A 19,165-nucleotide genomic window follows, 5' to 3' on the forward strand; every position below is an offset into this window, starting at 1 on the left:
CCATGCTCGAGCATGGGACCTTATTCGTTAAACGGGTGGTTTATTCTCCCGTGTACGCGCCGACAAACAGCGGCGCATCGGCATCGTTGAACAGCGCGAACACGAAGGGTCGGTTGAAGACGAGCCTGACGGGCTCGGGCGGGTCCATCGGCAGAGCCCCAGCGCGGCAGGCAAACAGCGTGAAAGCTGCGCCCTCGGCCCCGTTGGGATCGAGCTTGAGCATCGAGCTCTGTATCGCCCTGTCAAGCATTGTGTCCGCCTCGGTGAGGCTGCCGAGCTGGGCCTCGGGCGAGAAGACCCGCCGCACTCCCATGGCCTTCATGGCGGAATCGAGACTCATGCCTTCCGTCTTCAGGTCGAGCTCGGGGACGACAAGCCCGATGCCTCCTTCGGGATGCTCGACGCCCTTCCTATCACGGCATCGGGAGATCAAGCTCCACGCCGAACCGCTCCCGATGAACTCTTCGATGCCGGCCGTTTCATCGGGCATGGCAAACACGGCTTGCGCTCCCGACTCCATGTGCCAGGTCACTGCGGTGCCGCCCGCTTCCCTGATAAGGTCTTCATAGAAGCTGAACCCGCCCATCATCGTGACGGTCGGAGTGGAGCTGGCGGCATGGAACAGCATATCCGTTTCTTCATCGTCCAGACGGTTGATCCACGTGTCCTTGAAGCGCATCGCGCTCATGAGGGCGAGCGTCGTCGAGGCATCGAGTTGCGGAGCCGAAGTGAACTTGCCTCCAGTGTTCTCGGCGAGCCAGCTCGACATCCGCGAATGAGCTTCTTCGCTGGCGGGGTTCGCCTCGACCGCCTTGCCATTCATATCGCTAATCGACTCTGCGTACGATCCGTGAAGCGGCGCTCGGTCGGGATCGGCCCAGATTGACGTGCCGATGGTGAAGCTGTAGTTGTCAGGCAGGCTTTCAGAGGGTTCACCGAAGAGCGCGGCGTGGGCGGCTTCTCGCGCATCCGCGCCGCCGAGCACCGTATCGATCTCGGCGAGCGTCTCCGCCTCCGCACCCCTTGCGAGCGCCTCGAGCGCAACCTGGAGGCACGCGGGCGAGGAAACGAAGCTCTTGCCGTCTCTGAGGCCGATCTCGAGAAGCCGTGCGGCTATGGAGTCGAGCCCCTGTTCTGGGCTGGGCGCCAAGGCGATTTCTTTCATCTCCGCGGGGCTATCGGACACTGACGGCTCGGGTCCCCTTTCCGCGAGGGCTTGGGCGCGCTGGTCCTTCTCGACGATGAAGCGCTTGTGGTAGAAGAGGTCCGCGAAATCCAGGATTCTCTTCATCTGCGCGCTGTCGAACAGCGCCCCGAAGCCCGCGCCGATGACGGGGACCATCTTCCCGACGGTCTCGAGCGTCATCTTCTGCCCGATCTGGGTGAGCGCCTTCTTGAACACTCCAGCCTCGAGCGCCTTCTTGCCGCCGTTCTCGACCGCCTTGCGGGCAGCGCCGTTGGCAAGCGCGCGGATCTGGGCTATCGCGAGAGCGGCGCCGCCCTGCTCGACCATCGCCGACCAGCCCTTCTTTGCGGTCTGCTTGACCACTGCCGCTTCCGCGTAGACGAGGGCCTTGCCGATATACTCGCTCGAGGCGTCGACTTTGGCCTTGGGAGCGAGGGCGCTCTGGAACACCTCGCTCGCGATGACGAGCTCGGACGGGTCGTCCTTGACGTCGTAGCCGTAGAACATGGCGACTGACTGAACGGCCCTGAAATAGATGAGCATGCTGAGGACGAGGTTGGCGGGCAGACCCCAGAAGCCCGCGGCGCCCGTGCCTCCGCCTTCGGCGAGGGCTATGCCCATGTGGTGCAGCCTTTCGTTCGCGGACACTGCGGCGACGTCGTAGGCGCGCAGCAGGCATATCTCGGAGAGCGAGGAGACCTTCTGTTCCTGCTTGCCCTCGTTGATACGGGAAATGACGTACTCCCTGCTGACGCTCGCCTTCGCCGCCTGCTTCTCGAGTTCCCCGAATCCCTCTGCTGCCGCCTTGATGGCGTTTGCCATAAGTTCCTGCTCGGTTAACCCGTTGAGAGCGTCCTTCGCGGCCTTCCCAGCCTTATTGGCGAGGGCCTTCATGGGCGCGGGCACCGCCTCGCCGATCTGCTTACCAGCCTTCGCGAGTGTGCCGGGCGATGTAAGCTTCTCGTAGCGTTTCGCGAGGGTTTCAATCTCGTTGAACTCTCGCTCGTCGAGCGCGGGGTCCGGCATGATATACGAGCCGTCCTCGCCGACGAGGTTTCCCTCGAATACCTCTCCGTATTCGCCCCCGAATGCCTGGTGGGTCTTTTTTTCTCCGGCCTTGATCGCCTCGGCGCCGGCATTCACGGCTTTTGCACCCGCATCCGCGGCATCTGCAACGCCGGCTACCAACCTGTCTAAAAGGCCGCCTTTCTTCATATGGCCCGAATCGACTATTTCGTCGTCCATCTTCGCCTCCTGGTTTCGAGAACTGCATTCTCTGTAGGGGATGTAATTCTCGCGTGGGACCTGCTTCGTTCGTGATTATTCCACCGTATGTGACGGGCGCATGTCAGACAGTGGGTGTTGGCGTCTTATAGATGCCAAAAAGCATGGATGCTTCCGCGTTATGAGAGGTTTTGGGCGATGAATTCGGTTGCTGCTTGTTGTTTACGCCGTGCTCAATCCCTGTCGTCGCCGGCGGCGCAGCAGGCGTAGGCCGTGAGCGTGAGGAGCCCCATGAGGAGCCCTATTCCGAAGGGCGCGAATTCCTTCCTCCGCTCCGTCAGCTCGTTTACTAGGTTGCGCCGCGAATCTCTGGCGCACGCTAAGGCGCGCTAAGGCTTCGAAAGCGTTCGTCGTCGAATGACGGCTTACGATGTTCGCTGGCGTATCCATCGCCAGCGTATCCCGAAGGCTCGGGCATGCAAGCATGACCACCACTCAGGAAACCTATCTGCACGTCATCCAAGAGCTCGAGAACAAGGACATTGACATCGTCATGAGGGCTCTTTCGACTCTTATTTAACCTGTATCAGCAAATCGTGGCTCACGCTGATGAAGGGTGATGAGGCGGTCGAGCTGGTCTAAATAGGCACCGATCTTCCGTTGTTCCTCAACTGAAGGTACAGGTATTTCGATTTTCACAAAATCGGACTCGTGTATTCGCCATTGTCCATAGATAACACCTTGACGCCACTTGACCATAGCATTTATAAAGTCTTTTCTGACTAATCTTCTTCCTAAAAAATCTGAGTCGGCAATGCCGGTAGACTCAAAAATGCTATAAACCGGTGAAATGCAGGCTTTTCCGTACTTATTCAGACCGATTGAGCCAGTTTCGAGATTGTTGGAGCTATATATGAAATCGCCTCTTTCTGTTTGCTTATATAGCTTGTTTACCGTATCCGTAACTAAAGCAGTTCGGTCATAACGCTCGCCTTTAGGGGCAACACCTTCATTTGCTATGAATGCCATAAGTGGATATTCGTCGCTCATCGGCGCTTGCTGATTACGCTCTATAAGTAAGTCCCCAACCTTACGCTGTTCCCAAGCTGGCGTTGAAGGCGATTGTCGCTGTCTACTCTCAGTATCTCGAGTTACCGTGAATTCGCGAATTGCTAATAATCCTTCAATAGCTTTGCAAGCACTAGCGACCATCGCTAGAGAAGCGAAACGTCTTTCACTGAATTTGAAGTTTCGGGCATTAGCCCTGATGGCTCAAGAAATCAGGCAAACCCTGCAAGGGTGATGTACGAGGCCTCGTCGAAAACTCCGACCACGATGAGCAGAATCGAAGGCGAATTAATCTGCGATCGCGGCACACTGGAGCGTGATCGGCGCGCCAACGTGGTAGTTGCGTGAAACTCGGCACAAACGCCAAAAGATATTGAGCTGAGGAGCCGCGAATCCCTATCATTGATACTTGCGCCTTATTGTGCCCGAGGTGATCCGTATCCACCCCGCTGTATCAGGCGCTGAGCGGGATGGACGGAGTCAGATAATGGGCGAAGGCGTGTGTGCGCACCGAAAATGCAGGGAAGGATCCCCTTTGGCTGCCAGTAGCACTGCCAACCAGCCCAGGAACCGCATCTCATTCGCTAAGCTCGCCGAACCGCTTCAGGCCCCGAACCTTCTGGGTTTGCAGGTCGAGAGCTTCGATTGGCTGCTGGGCAACGACGCGTGGAAGGCTCGCGTCGAAGCCGCTAAGGCGGAAGGCCGTAACGACGTCCCCGACGTCTCCGGTCTTGAAGAAATCTTCGAAGAAGTTTCGCCGATTGAGGACTTGGGCAAGACCATGTCCCTTACGTTCAGGGAATGCCAGCTCGAACGACCGAAGTACTCGATCGAAGAAGCAAAGACCAAGGACTACACATACTCTGCACCGATGTATGTGACCGCGGAGTTCATGAACAACGAGACCCTTGAGATCAAGCGTCAGACCGTGTTCATGGGCGATTTCCCGCTCATGACCCCGCGTGGCACCTTTATCATCAATGGCACTGAGCGTGTTGTCGTCTCGCAGCTCGTCCGTTCCCCGGGCGTCTACTTCGAGCGCGTTTCCGAGCGTTCCACCGACCGTGAAACGTTCAGCGCAAAGGTCATTCCTAGTCGCGGCGCATGGCTCGAATTTGAAATCGACAAGCGCGATTCTGTTGGCGTTCGTATTGACCGCAAGCGCAAGCAACCTGTCACCCACTTCCTCAAGGCAATCGGCATGACCGAATCTGAGATTCGTGAAGAGTTTGCCGAATACCCGGTGCTCCTCGAGACCCTCGAGAAGGACACCGTCAAGACCCAGGAAGAAGCCCTCGTCGACATCTACCGCAAGCTCCGTCCCGGCGAGCCCGCAAACGTCGAATCGGCACGCACCCTGCTGAACAACTTCTACTTCGATTCGAAGCGCTACGACCTGGCAAAGGTCGGTCGCTACAAGATCAACAAGAAGCTCGGCACCGACGCAGATCCGAAGGCTTCGACTCTCTCCATCGATGACGTCGTTGCAACCGTGAAGTACATGCTCGCTCTGCACAAGGGTGAGAAGACCTTCCTCGGCACCCGCAACGGTGGCGAGGTTGTCGAACTCCGTGTTGAAGCGGACGACATCGATCACTTTGGTAACCGTCGTATTCGCGCAGTTGGCGAGCTCATTCAGGCGCAGGTCCGCGCAGGTCTGTCCCGCATGGAGCGCACCGTCCGCGAACGCATGACGACCCAGGAAGCCGACTCGATTACTCCTCAGTCGCTGATCAATATCCGCCCGGTTGTTGCAGCGATCAAGGAATTCTTCGGCACCTCCCAGCTGTCGCAGTTCATGGATCAGAACAACCCGCTTGCAGGTCTGACGCACAAGCGTCGTCTGTCGGCTCTTGGCCCTGGCGGTCTGTCCCGTGAACGCGCAGGCATGGAAGTTCGTGACGTCCACCCGTCGCACTATGGCCGCATGTGCCCGATCGAATCCCCTGAAGGCCCGAACATTGGTCTGATCGGCTCGCTCGCAACCTTCGGTCGCATCAACCCCTTCGGTTTCGTTGAGACCCCGTACCGCGTTGTTCGCAACGGAAAAGTCACCGACGAGGTCGAATACCTGACCGCAGACGACGAAATCGGTCACTACATTGCACAGGCCTCGTCCCGTCTGAACGACGACGGCACTTTCGCAGAAGAGCATGTCCTCTGCCGTGTCGCCGGCGAAGACCCGACGCTGATCCTGCGCGACCGAGTTGACTACATGGACGTGTCTGCACGTCAGATGGTGTCTGTTGCAGCAGCGTTCATTCCGTTCCTCGAGCACGACGACGCAAACCGCGCACTCATGGGCGCGAACATGCAGCGTCAGGCAGTGCCGTTGCTGACCACCGAAGCACCGCTGGTCGGTACCGGTATGGAACGTCGTGCAGCACAGGACTCCGGTGAAATGATCATCGCCACCCACGCTGGTGTTGTTTCCGAAGTTTCGGCAGACATGATCATCGTTTCCACGGACGAAGGCGGTCGCGACACCTACCGTCTTGAAAAGTTCGAACGTTCGAATCCGGGCAACTGCACCAACCAGCGTGTCATCGTCGACGAAGGCGACCGCGTTGAGGCCGGCTCCGTCTTGGCTGATGGTCCGGCAACCGACAATGGTGAAGTCGCACTCGGCAAGAACCTGCTCGTCGCCTACATGTCGTGGGAAGGCCTCAACTACGAAGACGCGATCATCCTGTCGCGTCGCGTCGTTGAAGAGGACGTCCTCACCTCGATCCATATCGAGGAATACGAGGTCGACGCCCGCGAAACCAAGCTCGGCGAAGAAGAAATCACCCGCGATATCCCGAACGTCTCCGAAGAGTCACTCGCTGACCTAGACGAACGTGGCATTATCCGCATTGGTGCCGAGGTTACCGCTGGCGACGTTCTCGTTGGCAAGGTCACCCCGAAGGGTGAAACTGAGCTCACCTCCGAAGAACGCCTTCTGCGCGCAATCTTCGGTGAGAAGGCCCGCGAGGTTCGCGATACCTCCCTGCGTGTTCCTCACGGCCAGGAAGGCATCGTCATCGGCGTCCGCGAATTCAACGACGAAGAAGACGAACTCAACCCTGGCGTTCGACAGACCGTTCGCGTCTACGTCGCCCAACGTCGCAAGATCACCATTGGTGACAAGATGGCAGGCCGCCACGGTAACAAGGGCGTTGTCTCCAAGATTCTGCCGGTCGAGGACATGCCGTTCCTCGAAGACGGAACCCCGGTTGACATCATCCTCAACCCGCTTGGTGTCCCCGGCCGTATGAACGTCGGCCAGGTACTCGAATACCACCTCGGCTGGCTCGCTCACCAGGGCTGGGATGCTTCCAAGGCTGTCGAGGCCGGCGAAGCATGGACCCGTCACCTCCCGGCTGACGGCATCACCACCGAACCTGAGACTCTCGTGGCAACCCCCGTGTTCGACGGTCTTGAAGCCGACGAACTCGCAGGCCTGCTGCGTAACGTGAACCCGAACCGCGACGGCAACCGTCTGACGAACGAGCAGGGCAAGGCCCGCCTGTTCGATGGTCGTTCCGGTGAACCGTTCCCGTATCCGATCGCAGTGGGCTACACCTACATGCTCAAGCTCCACCACCTGGTTGACGACAAGATTCACGCCCGTTCAACCGGCCCGTACTCGATGATCACGCAGCAGCCACTGGGCGGTAAAGCCCAGTTCGGTGGCCAGCGTTTCGGTGAGATGGAAGTGTGGGCGCTCGAAGCTTACGGTGCAGCCTACGCGCTCCAGGAACTCCTCACAATCAAGTCGGATGACACGACCGGTCGTGTGAAGGTCTACGAAGCGATCGTCAAGGGCGAAGACATTCCTGAGCCCGGAATCCCCGAGTCCTTCCGAGTTCTCATCCAGGAAATGCGCTCGCTGTGCCTGAACGTCGAAGCTCTCGACGCAGCCGGCAACGCCATTGACCTGCGTGACCAGGAAGAAGACTTCAACGCGCGCGAAGACCTCGGCATCACGCTTGATGCCCGTCCGAACGCTGCGGCGACCATCGACGCGATCTGATAGGGAGAGATGACTTTGCTGGACGCCAAAACGTTCGACAGCCTGAAGATCACCCTGGCCACAAGCGATGACATCGCTTCGTGGTCACACGGTGAAGTCAAGAAGCCGGAGACCATCAACTACCGCACGCTCAAGCCCGAGCGCGACGGCCTGTTCGGTGAACAGATCTTCGGCCCCACACGCGACTGGGAATGCGCGTGTGGCAAGTACAAGCGTGTCCGTTACAAGGGCATCGTATGTGAAAAGTGTGGCGTCGAGGTCACGCGCTCTAAGGTTCGCCGCGAGCGCATGGGCCACATCGACCTCGCCGCACCGGTCACACACATCTGGTACTTCAAGGGCGTGCCCTCGCGCCTCGGTTACGTGCTGAACCTCGCTCCGAAGGACCTCGAAAAGGTCATTTACTTCGCCGCATACATGGTCACAGAAATCGACGAAAAGGGCCGCGACGAGGACCTCATGGATCTGCGCGCTGAACTCGAAGTTCAGAAGAAGCAGATGGAAGACCGCCGTGACGACGCCATCAACCAGGCAGCCGAGAAGCTCGAAGCTGATCTCGCTGCTCTCGAAGCTGATGGCGCCTCCGCCGCGGAACGCGAAAAGCTCCGCAAGAGCGCCGAGAAGGACATGGCGCGCCTTCGTAAGCGCTTCGACGGTGACATCGACGGTCTTGAAGTCGTGTGGGATAATTTCACGAACCTGAAGGTCGGTGCCCTGATCGGTGACGAGCGCCTCTACCGCGCGATGGTCGCCCGCTACGGTACCTACTTCAAGGGCGACATGGGCGCAGCTGCCATCCAGAAGCGCCTGGAAACCTTCGATCTTGAAGCCGAAGTTGAATCCCTCCGTCAGACCATTGCGTCCGACTCCGGGCCTCGTAAAGCACGTGCCATCAAGCGCCTGAAGGTCATCAACGCCTTCATCGCGACCGGCAACTCGCCGGCATCGATGGTCCTGACCAAGATTCCGGTTATTCCGCCGGACCTGCGCCCGATGGTTCAGCTGGACGGTGGCCGCTTCGCGACCTCCGACCTCAACGACCTGTACCGTCGAGTGATCAACCGCAACACCCGACTCAAGCGACTGCTTGAACTGGGTGCGCCGGACGTCATCGTCGCGAACGAAAAGCGCATGCTGCAGGAATCTGTAGACGCGCTCTTCGACAACGGCCGCCGTGGTCGCCCCGTTGCAGGCCCGGGCAACCGCCCGCTGAAGTCGATCTCTGACATGCTCAAGGGCAAGCAGGGTCGCTTCCGTCAGAACCTGCTCGGTAAGCGCGTCGACTACTCTGGCCGTTCGGTCATCGTCGTCGGCCCGCAGCTGAAGCTCCACCAGTGTGGTCTGCCCAAGCAGATGGCACTCGAGCTCTTCAAGCCCTTCGTCATGAAGCGCCTCGTTGAGAAGAACTACGCGCAGAACGTCAAGGCAGCGAAGCGCAAGGTCGAGCGTCAGCGCCCCGAGGTGTGGGACGTCCTCGACGACGTTATCCGCGAGCACCCCGTGCTACTGAACCGCGCACCTACCCTTCACCGTCTGGGTATCCAGGCGTTCGAGCCTCAGCTCATTGAAGGTAAGGCCATTCAGCTGCACCCGCTCGCCTGTGGCGCGTTCAACGCTGACTTCGACGGTGACCAGATGGCAGTCCACCTGCCACTGGGTGCCGAGGCTCAGGCTGAAGCGCGTATCCTCATGCTGTCGACGAACAACATTCTGAAGCCGTCCGACGGTCGCCCCGTTGCGATGCCGTCACAGGACATGATCATTGGCCTGTTCCACCTGACTTCGGAACCGGATTCGACGATCGAAGTTGCCAAGGATTCTGCCGGCAACCCCATCGTGCCGTCGTTCTCCAGTGCCGCTGAAGCGATTATGGCGTTCGACATGGGTCTGCTTGACCTCAACGCGAAGGCTCTCATTCGCTTCGACGGCATCGTTCCGCCGGCCGATTGGGAAGCACCTGAAGGTTGGGAACCGGGCGACGATGTTCTGCTCGAAACCAGCCTCGGTCGCGCGATCTTCAACGAGCAGCTACCGGTTGACTACCCGTTCGTGAACGAGGTCGTCGGCAAGAAGCAGCTCGGTCAGATCGTCAACACCCTGACCCAGCGTTACCCGAACGTTCTGGTTGCAGAATGCCTCGATGCCCTGAAGTCGGCCGGCTTCCACTGGTCGACGTGGTCGGGTATCACGATCGCGTTCTCCGACATCCAGGCGTCGCCACGCAAGGAAGAAATTCTTGCTGAATACGAGGCTCGCGCAGCCAAGATTCAGGAAGACTTCGACGCAGGCTTCATCCTCGAAGAAAACCGCTACAAGGACCTCGTTGACCTTTGGCTCGAATGCACCCAGAAGGTTGCAGATGACATGCGCGGTAACTTCGACGATCGCAACACCGTGTACCGCATGGTCAACTCGGGCGCGCGTGGTAACTGGTCACAGGTCCAGCAGATCGCAGGTATGCGTGGTCTGGTGTCCGACCCGAAGCAGAAGCTCATTGAGCGTCCGATCAAGGCGAACTACCGCGAAGGCTTGACCGTTCTCGAGTACTTCATCGCAACGCACGGTGCTCGTAAGGGTCTTGCTGATACGGCACTTCGTACCGCAGAGTCTGGCTACCTGACTCGTCGTCTGGTTGACGTCTCGCAGGACGTCATCGTTCGTGAAGAGGATTGTGGCACCCGCCAGGGCGTCAAGATCAAGATCGCGAAGAAGGTCGACGGCGTTTGGGAGGCTCTCGAAACGGTTGAGACCACCGCATATGCGCGTAACCTTGCCCGCGATGCTGTGAACGAAGCCGGCGAGGTCATCATGCCCGCAGGCACCGATCTTGGTGACGATGAGCTCATCGCCCTTGCGCAAGCAGGCGTTGAAGAGATCACCTGCCGTTCCGTCCTCACCTGTGAATCGCAGGTCGGCACCTGTGCTGCCTGCTACGGTCGCTCGTTGGCTACCGGCAAGCAGGTTGATATTGGTGAAGCAGTTGGCATTATCGCCGCGCAGTCGATTGGTGAGCCCGGTACTCAGCTCACGATGCGTACGTTCCACACCGGTGGCGCCGCATCTGCAGCTGATATTACCCAGGGTCTGCCACGAGTTCAGGAACTCTTTGAGGCTCGTAGTCCGAAGATGGAAGCAAAGATGAGCGAGGCCGCTGGTCGCGTTCACATTGATGACGAGGATCCGTCGGTTCGTCGCATCGTCATTACTCGTGATGATGCGAAGGAAGATGACGTTATTGAGGTCTCGCGTCGTCAGGAGCTTCTTGTCGCTGAAGGCGAGCATGTCGAGGCAGGCAAGCCTCTGACTGAGGGTCAGCTTGATCCGAAGGAAATCGTTCGCATCATGGGTCGCTCCGTCGCGCAGAAGCAGCTTGTTGACGAGGTCCAGAAGGTCTACCGCGATCAGGGCGTCGGTATCCACGCGAAGCACATTGAGGTCATCGTTCGCCAGATGTTGCGTCGAATTACCATCCTTGAGCCCGGTGATACGACTTTCATGCCCGGCGAGCTTGTTGACCGTATGGCTTACCTGGCGCAGAACCGCAAGGTCGCTGCCGAGGGCGGGCAACCTGCTTCCGGTCGTCAGATGCTTATGGGTATCACGAAGGCGTCGCTGGCAACCGACTCGTGGCTGTCGGCGGCATCCTTCCAGGAAACGACGAAGGTTCTCACTGAGGCAGCGATGAACGGCAAGTCTGATTCGCTCGTTGGCCTCAAGGAGAACGTCATTCTCGGTAAGCTCATCCCGGCTGGTACCGGCTTGTCGCGTTACAACCGAGTCACCGTTGAGCCGACTGCGGAAGCGCTTGCTGCTTCGAACTACACGCAGATGGACTTCCAGGATGGTGGAGTTTCCGAGGACTTCCTCGATGCTCTTGGTGCGATCGACTTCGGTATGTCGTTCCGTGAGTAGTAGTTGCTCTTTAGCCAGGCAATGACCGGCTAAATACGAGGCGTGGCGCTTGATGCGATTTGTTCGCTCGGGTGCCACGCTTTGTATATGTTGTCGTCTGTCTTTCAGCGCTTGTTCACCGTTGGCGAACGGTGAACAAGCGCCTGTTCGCTCAGAGTGAACAGGTTGTATTTGGTGCGCCGTCGAACGCGCGCGGGACACAGAAGTTACGAAATGTGACTGTAAATCGTGAACAAGCGCGGGGATGAGGAAGCGGCATCAGACGCGAGGCGACACCGTAGTGCCTAGGCAGTGGCAGGGGTGCCGAGTGGCAAGGGAGGAAATGTCAGTAAAAACGGTGGATTGATTCGGTCAGTAGAGGCAGGCAAGGTGTCAGGCGTGGACGCGAGCGCGTCTCATAGTGGCCGGACAAGCCTCAACCTGCAGAAGTAGCATGAACACTGAATTCAATATCTTCGAACAGTCTGGCAAGTCTTCCCAACGGAAACGGATGAACTGCCAACCGTCGGCCTCTAATTGTGTCTGTCGTTGAACTTGCTTGGCCGTAGCCTCGTCAATCTCTAAGTCACTGTCTCCATACTTGAAACGCCCGTCAAACTCGATTGCGACGTGAGCCTCAGGAAAGCAGAGATCGAAGAAGAAACGGTTGCCGTTACTTGTGACTTCGTACTGCGTTTCAATGCCAGCTAGTCCGCTTGAACGCAGAATCCATAGGATGTGGCTTTCTCCAGGACTCTCGCACGCGGCATCGGCGTGAGTGAACAGCCAAGAGCCGTCCGCGCGATGGCGGTGGCCCGATTCGAGCTGTTTGAACTGAGCGATCAACGACTGCCTGAGTGTTCGAAGGCGTTTTTTGAATCCAATGCTTCTGCTTCGTGTGTTCTCAATCAACAGGCGCATCCCCGAGCAAGCCATCGAGAAAGCTAGCGCACCGCACTCCTGCACTGCGAGCGTCAACAGCGCGTCATGTAAGGTCAAACTCCGCACTCCATCAATCCTGCACGTGTGATTGGCGATAGGAAGCATCCGGTGAAATACGATTGTGGCGCGACTGGCTAGTACTTCTTCGCCGAGAGTGACCGCTGGTAACGCCTTTGCAGAACGCGTTGAATTCGACAGGGAAGCCATATGGACGTCGCCGGGGTAATCAAACGCGCGGGCACCGTGCAAGTACGCTGCTGATATACCCGTTGGAACGCATCGCGGATGAGTGTGCTGAACAGCGATAATGCGAGCAAGTTGGACGGCCTGTTCGCGTTGCCAATGCTGAGGAAGTGTCGAGAGGTAGGTGACGCTCAGGAAAGCGCCTCTTCGTATTTCGACGTTGTACGTGAGTTCGTCGCGCGAAGCTCGGTGCGGGCGGGTGAATGTCATTGCCTTGCGGACGTCGCGGATGCGAGGCGCCTGGAAACGGTGCATGGGGACCTCGATTGTGGGCTGAAGGGGGGAAGTAGGTGTCTAGCTTCCGCGATGGAGGAGGAATGTGCGAGGCTCCCTAGAGCGAAATGTTGATAAGTCGGGGTGTGTGAAAACTGTGGAAAACTACCGCGCTTGTTCACCGTTGCGGAACTCAATACGGGGAGGGAAGCGCGTAGTTTTGCGACTTTGGCGCGCTTGTTGAAGCAAAGCGCTCCTAGGCGTTCAAGTCCGTCAGCGTTTGGAAAAGGGTTCGCGGTGCCCTAAATGAGGGATCGTTGGTGGTGAACAAGCGCGGTGGGTGGGGCGGGCGGTGGTGAACAAGCGCGGTGGGGGAAGTGGGGCGCACCTCACGAGTTGTGCCTTTGACCAAGAAACTCCAAGCCTCGTAAACTAGACGAGGTTCCCGTGAATTTACGGGTTCTCTTTCGTCAGCTTTCGCTGACAGCGGGCTCCGTCCGTCGGAGCTCCGGGCGTCATTCTCTGGCCAGCCGAACGGTGGCTATCATGGCGCACCGGCCCCTTGACGGACATGCGTGTGTCCGTAAGGGGATTCGTCAAGCCATGGATGACTAGACAAGGGCCTTTCGCGATTGCTCAATCGAAAGGCCTCCGACGGAAAGAAACTGGAGAACCAGTGCCTACCATTCAGCAGCTCGTCCGCAAGGGTCGTAGCTCGAAGCGCTCGAAGGTGAAGACCCCGGCGCTTAAGGGCTCGCCTCAGCGACGTGGTGTGTGCACCCGCGTGTACACCACCACCCCGAAGAAGCCGAACTCAGCCCTCCGTAAGGTTGCTCGTGTGCGCCTTTCGTCCGGCATTGAGGTTACGGCGTACATCCCCGGTGAAGGCCACAACCTGCAGGAGCACTCGATCGTGCTCGTTCGCGGTGGTCGTGTGAAGGACCTCCCGGGTGTCCGTTACCGTATCGTTCGTGGCTCCCTCGACACCCAGGGTGTTCGTGGTCGCCAGCAGGCTCGTTCCCGCTACGGCGCGAAGAAGGAGAAGAAGTAATGCCTCGTAAGGGCCCAGCTCCTAAGCGTCCCCTCGTCGACGATCCGGTCTACGGCTCGAAGGTCGTGACCCAGCTCGTCAACCGCGTACTCCTCGACGGTAAGAAGACCGTTGCAGAGCGCATCGTTTACGGTGCACTGGAGACCGTGCGTGAGCGCACCGAGCAGGAACCGGTTTCGGTTCTGAAGCGCGCTCTTGACAACATTCGTCCCGCCCTTGAGGTTCGCTCCCGCCGTGTTGGTGGCGCGACCTACCAGGTTCCGGTTGAGGTTCGCCCCGCGCGCGCCACGACCCTTGCCCTGCGTTGGCTGGTTGATTTTTCGCGTCAGCGTCGCGAAAAGACGATGACCGAGCGCCTCGCGAACGAGATCCTGGATGCCTCCAACGGTCTCGGCGCCGCCGTGAAGCGTCGTGAGGACATGCACAAGATGGCCGAGTCGAACCGCGCGTTCGCTCACTACCGCTGGTGATTTTGGGTGACGAGGCCGGGATCTTCGGTCTTCGTCAACCTTAATTTTGCCCGCGAATTCACAATCACTTCGAGCGAAGGATCGCACTCGTGGCACTAGACGTGCTTACCGACCTTAACAAGGTTCGAAACATTGGCATCATGGCTCACATTGATGCCGGCAAGACGACCGTGACGGAACGCATCCTGTTCTACACGGGCATTAACTACAAGATCGGCGAGACCCACGACGGCGCCTCGACGACCGACTGGATGGAACAGGAAAAGGAACGCGGCATTACGATTACGTCCGCCGCTGTTACCTCTTTCTGGAACGGCAACCAGATCAACATCATCGACACCCCCGGCCACGTTGACTTCACGGTTGAGGTTGAGCGCTCCCTGCGTGTGCTCGATGGCGCTGTTGCAGTCTTCGACGGTAAGGAAGGCGTTGAGCCACAGTCTGAGACCGTGTGGCGTCAGGCTGACAAGTACGAAGTCCCGCGTATCTGCTTCATCAACAAGATGGACAAGATGGGCGCTGACTTCTACTTCTCCGTTTCGACGATTAAGGATCGCCTCCACGCGACCCCGATCGTCATGCAGCTCCCGATCGGTGCAGAGAATGACTTCGAGGGCCAGGTTGACCTGCTCTCGATGGAGTCCCTGCGCTACCCGGCAAAAGACGACAAGGGCGAGGCAACCCTCGGCTCCCTCATTGTTCGTGGCCCGATCCCCGAGGATCTGCAGGAACGCGCGGAAGAATATCGTGAACTCATGATCGAAGCTGCTGCGGAAGGCTCCGACGAGCTGACCGAGGCATACCTGGAGAATGGTGAGCTGACCGTCGAGCAGATTAAGGAAGGCATCCGCCTGCTGACGATCTCTGGTCGCGCATTCCCGGTTTACTGCGGTACCGCTCTTCGTAACATGGGTGTTCAGCCCGTGCTCGACGCGGTTGTTGACTTCCTCCCGTCTCCGCTGGACGTTGAGTCCGTCCGTGGCTTCAAGCCCGGTTCGGAAACCGAAGAAGAGACCGAGTCCCGTAAGCCTGACGAGAACGAACCGTTCGCAGCTCTTGCATTCAAGATTGCTGCTCACCCGTTCTACGGCAAGCTCACCTTCGTCCGCGTGTACTCCGGCAAGGTGGACTCTGGCGCACAGGTCTTGAACTCCACCAAGGGCAAGAAGGAACGCATCGGCAAGATCTTCCAGATGCACTCCAACAAGGAAAACCCTGTGGATCAGGCACATGCTGGCCACATCTACGCGGTTATCGGCCTGAAGGACACGACCACTGGTGATACGCTCTGCGCAATCGACAAGCCGATCGTTCTCGAATCGATGACGTTCCCGAAGCCTGTTATCCAGGTTGCGGTTGAGCCGAAGTCGAAGGCTGACCAGGAAAAGATGGGCGTCGCAATTCAGAAGCTCGCCGAAGAGGACCCGACCTTCACGGTCGAGCTCGACGCTGAGACTGGCCAGACGATCATCGGTGGTATGGGTGAGCTTCACCTGGACATCATCGTTGACCGTATGCGTCGCGAATTCAAGGTTGAAGCAAACGTCGGTGCTCCGATGGTTGCCTACCGCGAGACCATCCGCAAGAAGGTCGAGAAGTACGAGTACACGCACAAGAAGCAGACCGGTGGTTCCGGCCAGTTCGCGCGTGTCATCATCGCTCTCGAACCTATCCCCGCAGGCTCCGAGGAAGAGTACGAGTTCGAGGACAAGGTCACTGGTGGCCGCGTTCCGCGCGAGTACATTCCTTCGGTTAACGCTGGTATCCAAGACGCCATGCAGTCCGGTGTTCTCGCCGGCTACCCGATGGTTGATATCAAGGCAACGCTCCTCGATGGTGCGTACCACGAAGTTGACTCTTCGGAAATGGCGTTCAAGGTTGCCGGTTCGATGGCTTTGAAGGAAGCCGCGAAGAAGGCAAGCCCGGTTCTTCTTGAGCCGATCATGGCCGTTGAGGTCCGTACTCCTGAGGAGTACATGGGCGACGTCATCGGCGACCTGAACTCCCGTCGTGGACAGATTTCGTCCATGGATGAGCAGCACGGTATCCGCGTCGTCAAGGCACAGGTTCCGCTCTCTGAAATGTTCGGATACGTTGGCGACCTGCGTTCCAAGACGCAGGGCCGTGCAGTGTACTCGATGGAGTTCGACTCCTACGCGGAAGTTCCGCGTAACGTCGCTGACGAAATCGTCGGCAAGTCCCGGGGCGAGTGAGTCCCGATCCGTCGCGTTTCGCTTGCTCGCGCTAAGAAATTAGCGCGAGCGTAGCGACCCGCCTCACATACCAACAATTTCCATGTAGGTTTCGGCCGGCTGGGTGTTAGAGTTGCACGTAGCCAAAGGCTAGAAAAACTACCCGAGTCCAGGAGGACACAAGTGGCGAAGGCCAAGTTCGAGCGCAGCAAGCCGCACGTCAACATCGGTACCATCGGTCACGTTGACCACGGCAAGACCACGCTTACCGCAGCAATCACCAAGGTTCTGCACGACAAGTACCCGGAACTGAACGAGTTCACCCCGTTCGAAAACGTCGACAACGCTCCTGAAGAGCGTGAGCGTGGCATTACGATTAACGTTTCCCACGTCGAGTACCAGACCGAGGCGCGTCACTACGCACACGTTGACGCCCCCGGCCACGCCGACTACGTCAAGAACATGATCACCGGTGCAGCTCAGATGGATGGCGCAATCCTCGTTGTCGCCGCCACCGACGGCCCGATGGCTCAGACCCGCGAGCACGTTCTGCTTGCTCGCCAGGTTGGCGTTCCGACGATCCTGGTTGCCCTCAACAAGGCCGATATGGTCGACGATGAGGAAATGCTGGAGCTCGTTGAGGAAGAGTGCCGCGACCTGCTCGAGTCCCAGGACTTCGATCGCGACGCCCCGATCATCCAGGTTTCCGCGCTGAAGGCTCTCGAAGGCGATCCGCAGTGGGTTGCTAAGATTGAGGAGCTCATGGAGGCAGTCGATACCTTCGTGCCGACTCCTGAGCGCGACATGGACAAGCCGTTCCTCATGCCGATCGAAGACGTCTTCACCATCACCGGCCGTGGCACCGTTGTGACCGGTCGTGTTGAGCGTGGCAAGCTCGCGATCAACTCTGAGGTTGAAATCCTCGGTATCCGCGAACCGCAGAAGACCACCGTTACCGGTATCGAGATGTTCCACAAGTCCATGGATGAAGCATGGGCAGGCGAGAACTGTGGTCTCCTTCTGCGTGGCACCAAGCGCGATGAGGTTGAGCGCGGTCAGGTCGTTGCCGTTCCCGGTTCGATCACCCCGCACACCAACTTCACCGGACAGGTCTACATCCTCAAGAAGGAAGAAGGCGGTCGTCACAACCCGTTCTTCTCGAACTACCGTCCGCAGTTCTACTTCCGTACCACGGACGTGACCGGCGTCATCACCCTCCCCGAGGGCACCGACATGGTCATGCCGGGCGACACCACCGAGATCACCGTCGAACTCATCCAGCCGATCGCTATGGAGCCGGGCTTGGGCTTCGCGATCCGTGAGGGTGGTCGCACGGTCGGTTCCGGTCGTGTCACCGCGATCCAGAAGTGATCGACTCCGGTCGACTGAACCGTTCGCGGATCGCTTGGACCGGATGATCGCCTGAGGTCTTTTGACCAGAGTGGGCCGCCATCCCCGTCAGGGGGTGGCGGCCTTTTCGCTTTTTGTGCGCTTGTTCGTCGTTGTTTGTGTGCTTGTTCGTCGGGGCGGCGTCGACGGCGGATACGGAGTACACGGTTAAAGGGTCGGTGTCGGGGCACTTTGCTGCGTTGGCGTCGAAGTCGGCTGCGACGGGTGGTCGTGATATTCAGTTCAAGTTCATCTGGACTGGTGAGCAGACGCCTGAGGGTGCGGATGCGAAGACTCAGGCGGGTATTACGTACACGGTGAAGTACAAGCCCGCCCCGGCTGGGCCGAACAACCCGACACCGTCTGAACCCCGAACACCACCAATTCGGGACCGCGAAAGATCGCGAAGACCGGCTTCAATGGAACGCTCGTTGGCGGACTCGGAATCCTCTGCCTGGTCGCGGGTGTGTTTGTAGTTCGTCAGAAACGCGACTGAGAGGCCCAGCGCCATTAGCGAACACTAAGGCGCCTGTGGAGCACTGAACCTCTGGTCGGTGCCCCCAGGCGCCTCGCGCTAGTACACCCCCATGTAGACGACACGCCCGAGTGCGGGTACACTGATTCGCGGTGCTTCAAGCACCTGTGGGCTAAAGGCTCCAAGTCGAAGCGCATGGGGGCTGACAAGTAATTTGATCGTCCGTGTAATGTATGAGGATTCACACTCCAGATGGCGAGTTCAAACTTGCTAGGAAAGGTGTGGCTCTGTCAGACTTGAACGGTTGCCTCGCGACCCGTGGGGCGGTTCCGCAGGGATTCTGCGGACTGGGCTGAAACGCCCGTGATCTTTGGACAAGACAACGGTCCACCTTCACATAAGAAGGAACCGCGCAATATGTGTGTCACTTTTTTAAGCGACACGCCCGAGTGCGGGGACCGGTGACGAATCTGTACGAGAAGAGGTAAGACGGCATGGCGGGACAGAAGATCCGCATCCGGCTGAAGTCGTATGACCACGAGGTCATCGACAGCTCCGCGCGCAAGATCGTGGACACCGTGCAGCGAGCAGGTGCCACTGTTGTGGGCCCGGTTCCACTGCCGACCGAAAAGAACGTGTTTGTCGTCATTCGGTCGCCCCACAAATACAAGGACAGCCGCGAGCACTTTGAGATGCGCACACACAAGCGGCTCATCGACATCATCGACCCGACGCCGAAGGCTGTCGATTCGCTCATGCGTATCGACCTGCCCGCAGACGTCAACATCGAGATCAAGCTCTGAGGA

11 protein-coding genes are annotated in these 19,165 nt (G+C 58.6%); 8 read left to right on the forward strand and 3 right to left on the reverse strand.

Annotated features, from left to right (window positions below):
- Window positions 1-40: 40 nt before the first annotated feature.
- Complete coding sequence (locus tag QP442_RS03350) at window positions 41-2,431, reverse strand: serpin family protein (protein ID WP_285069609.1); 2,391 nt, start codon at window positions 2,429-2,431, stop codon at window positions 41-43.
- A 555-nt stretch (window positions 2,432-2,986) separates the two neighbouring features.
- Window positions 2,987-3,622, reverse strand: a complete 636-nt coding sequence (locus QP442_RS03355) for a restriction endonuclease subunit S (RefSeq protein WP_285069610.1) — start codon at window positions 3,620-3,622, stop codon at window positions 2,987-2,989.
- Between the two features lie 391 nt (window positions 3,623-4,013).
- On the opposite strand from QP442_RS03355, the gene rpoB reads away from it, so the two are divergent.
- Window positions 4,014-7,493, forward strand: coding sequence for a DNA-directed RNA polymerase subunit beta (gene rpoB / locus QP442_RS03360; protein ID WP_285069611.1), 3,480 nt, complete (start codon window positions 4,014-4,016; stop codon window positions 7,491-7,493).
- 15 nt (window positions 7,494-7,508) lie between these two features.
- Window positions 7,509-11,405, forward strand: coding sequence for a DNA-directed RNA polymerase subunit beta' (locus QP442_RS03365; protein ID WP_103633255.1), 3,897 nt, complete (start codon window positions 7,509-7,511; stop codon window positions 11,403-11,405).
- 372 nt (window positions 11,406-11,777) lie between these two features.
- Here the strand turns inward: QP442_RS03365 and QP442_RS03370 are convergent, their stop codons facing one another.
- A complete protein-coding gene (locus tag QP442_RS03370; RefSeq protein ID WP_285069612.1) occupies window positions 11,778-12,824 on the reverse strand; it encodes a hypothetical protein in 1,047 nt (348 codons plus the stop codon).
- 634 nt (window positions 12,825-13,458) lie between these two features.
- Between QP442_RS03370 and rpsL the strand changes: the two genes are divergently transcribed.
- The 6 genes from rpsL to rpsJ all read left to right on the forward strand — a co-directional run bounded on the left by rpsL (window position 13,459) and on the right by rpsJ (window position 19,162).
- Entirely contained in the window at window positions 13,459-13,833 is a 375-nt protein-coding gene (rpsL, locus tag QP442_RS03375; RefSeq protein ID WP_006681505.1) for a 30S ribosomal protein S12, read from the forward strand.
- Window positions 13,833-14,303, forward strand: a complete 471-nt coding sequence (rpsG, locus tag QP442_RS03380; protein WP_005962255.1) for a 30S ribosomal protein S7 — start codon at window positions 13,833-13,835, stop codon at window positions 14,301-14,303. Before rpsL ends, rpsG begins: the two co-directional genes overlap by 1 nt.
- 89 nt (window positions 14,304-14,392) lie before the next feature.
- Window positions 14,393-16,516, forward strand: a complete 2,124-nt coding sequence (fusA, locus tag QP442_RS03385; protein WP_285069613.1) for an elongation factor G — start codon at window positions 14,393-14,395, stop codon at window positions 16,514-16,516.
- Between the two features lie 162 nt (window positions 16,517-16,678).
- Window positions 16,679-17,866: an elongation factor Tu gene (tuf, locus tag QP442_RS03390; RefSeq protein ID WP_285069614.1), complete on the forward strand. Its 1,188-nt coding sequence runs from the start codon at window positions 16,679-16,681 to the stop codon at window positions 17,864-17,866.
- Window positions 17,867-18,063: 197 nt separating this feature from the next.
- The gene (locus QP442_RS03395) at window positions 18,064-18,360 is read left to right on the forward strand and encodes a hypothetical protein (protein WP_285069615.1); all 297 of its coding nucleotides are present in this window, start codon (window positions 18,064-18,066) and stop codon (window positions 18,358-18,360) included.
- A gap of 493 nt (window positions 18,361-18,853) precedes the next feature.
- Window positions 18,854-19,162 (forward strand): 30S ribosomal protein S10, encoded by a 309-nt coding sequence (rpsJ, locus tag QP442_RS03400; protein ID WP_006681500.1) that lies wholly within the window; start codon window positions 18,854-18,856, stop codon window positions 19,160-19,162.
- Window positions 19,163-19,165 lie beyond the last annotated feature (3 nt).

This window comes from Pauljensenia sp. UMB1177 (genome assembly GCF_030217965.1).
Classification (GTDB): domain Bacteria; phylum Actinomycetota; class Actinomycetes; order Actinomycetales; family Actinomycetaceae; genus Pauljensenia; species Pauljensenia turicensis_A.

What these genes read in the sequence shown, in the direction of transcription:
- QP442_RS03350 (WP_285069609.1), bottom strand. Translation starts at nt 2,431, where the DNA reads ATGGACGACGAAATAGTCGATTCGGGCCATATGAAGAAAGGCGGCCTT.
- QP442_RS03355 (WP_285069610.1), bottom strand. Translation starts at nt 3,622, where the DNA reads ATGGTCGCTAGTGCTTGCAAAGCTATTGAAGGATTATTAGCAATTCGC.
- QP442_RS03370 (WP_285069612.1), bottom strand. Translation starts at nt 12,824, where the DNA reads ATGCACCGTTTCCAGGCGCCTCGCATCCGCGACGTCCGCAAGGCAATG.
- rpsG (WP_005962255.1), top strand. Translation starts at nt 13,833, where the DNA reads ATGCCTCGTAAGGGCCCAGCTCCTAAGCGTCCCCTCGTCGACGATCCG.
- rpsJ (WP_006681500.1), top strand. Translation starts at nt 18,854, where the DNA reads ATGGCGGGACAGAAGATCCGCATCCGGCTGAAGTCGTATGACCACGAG.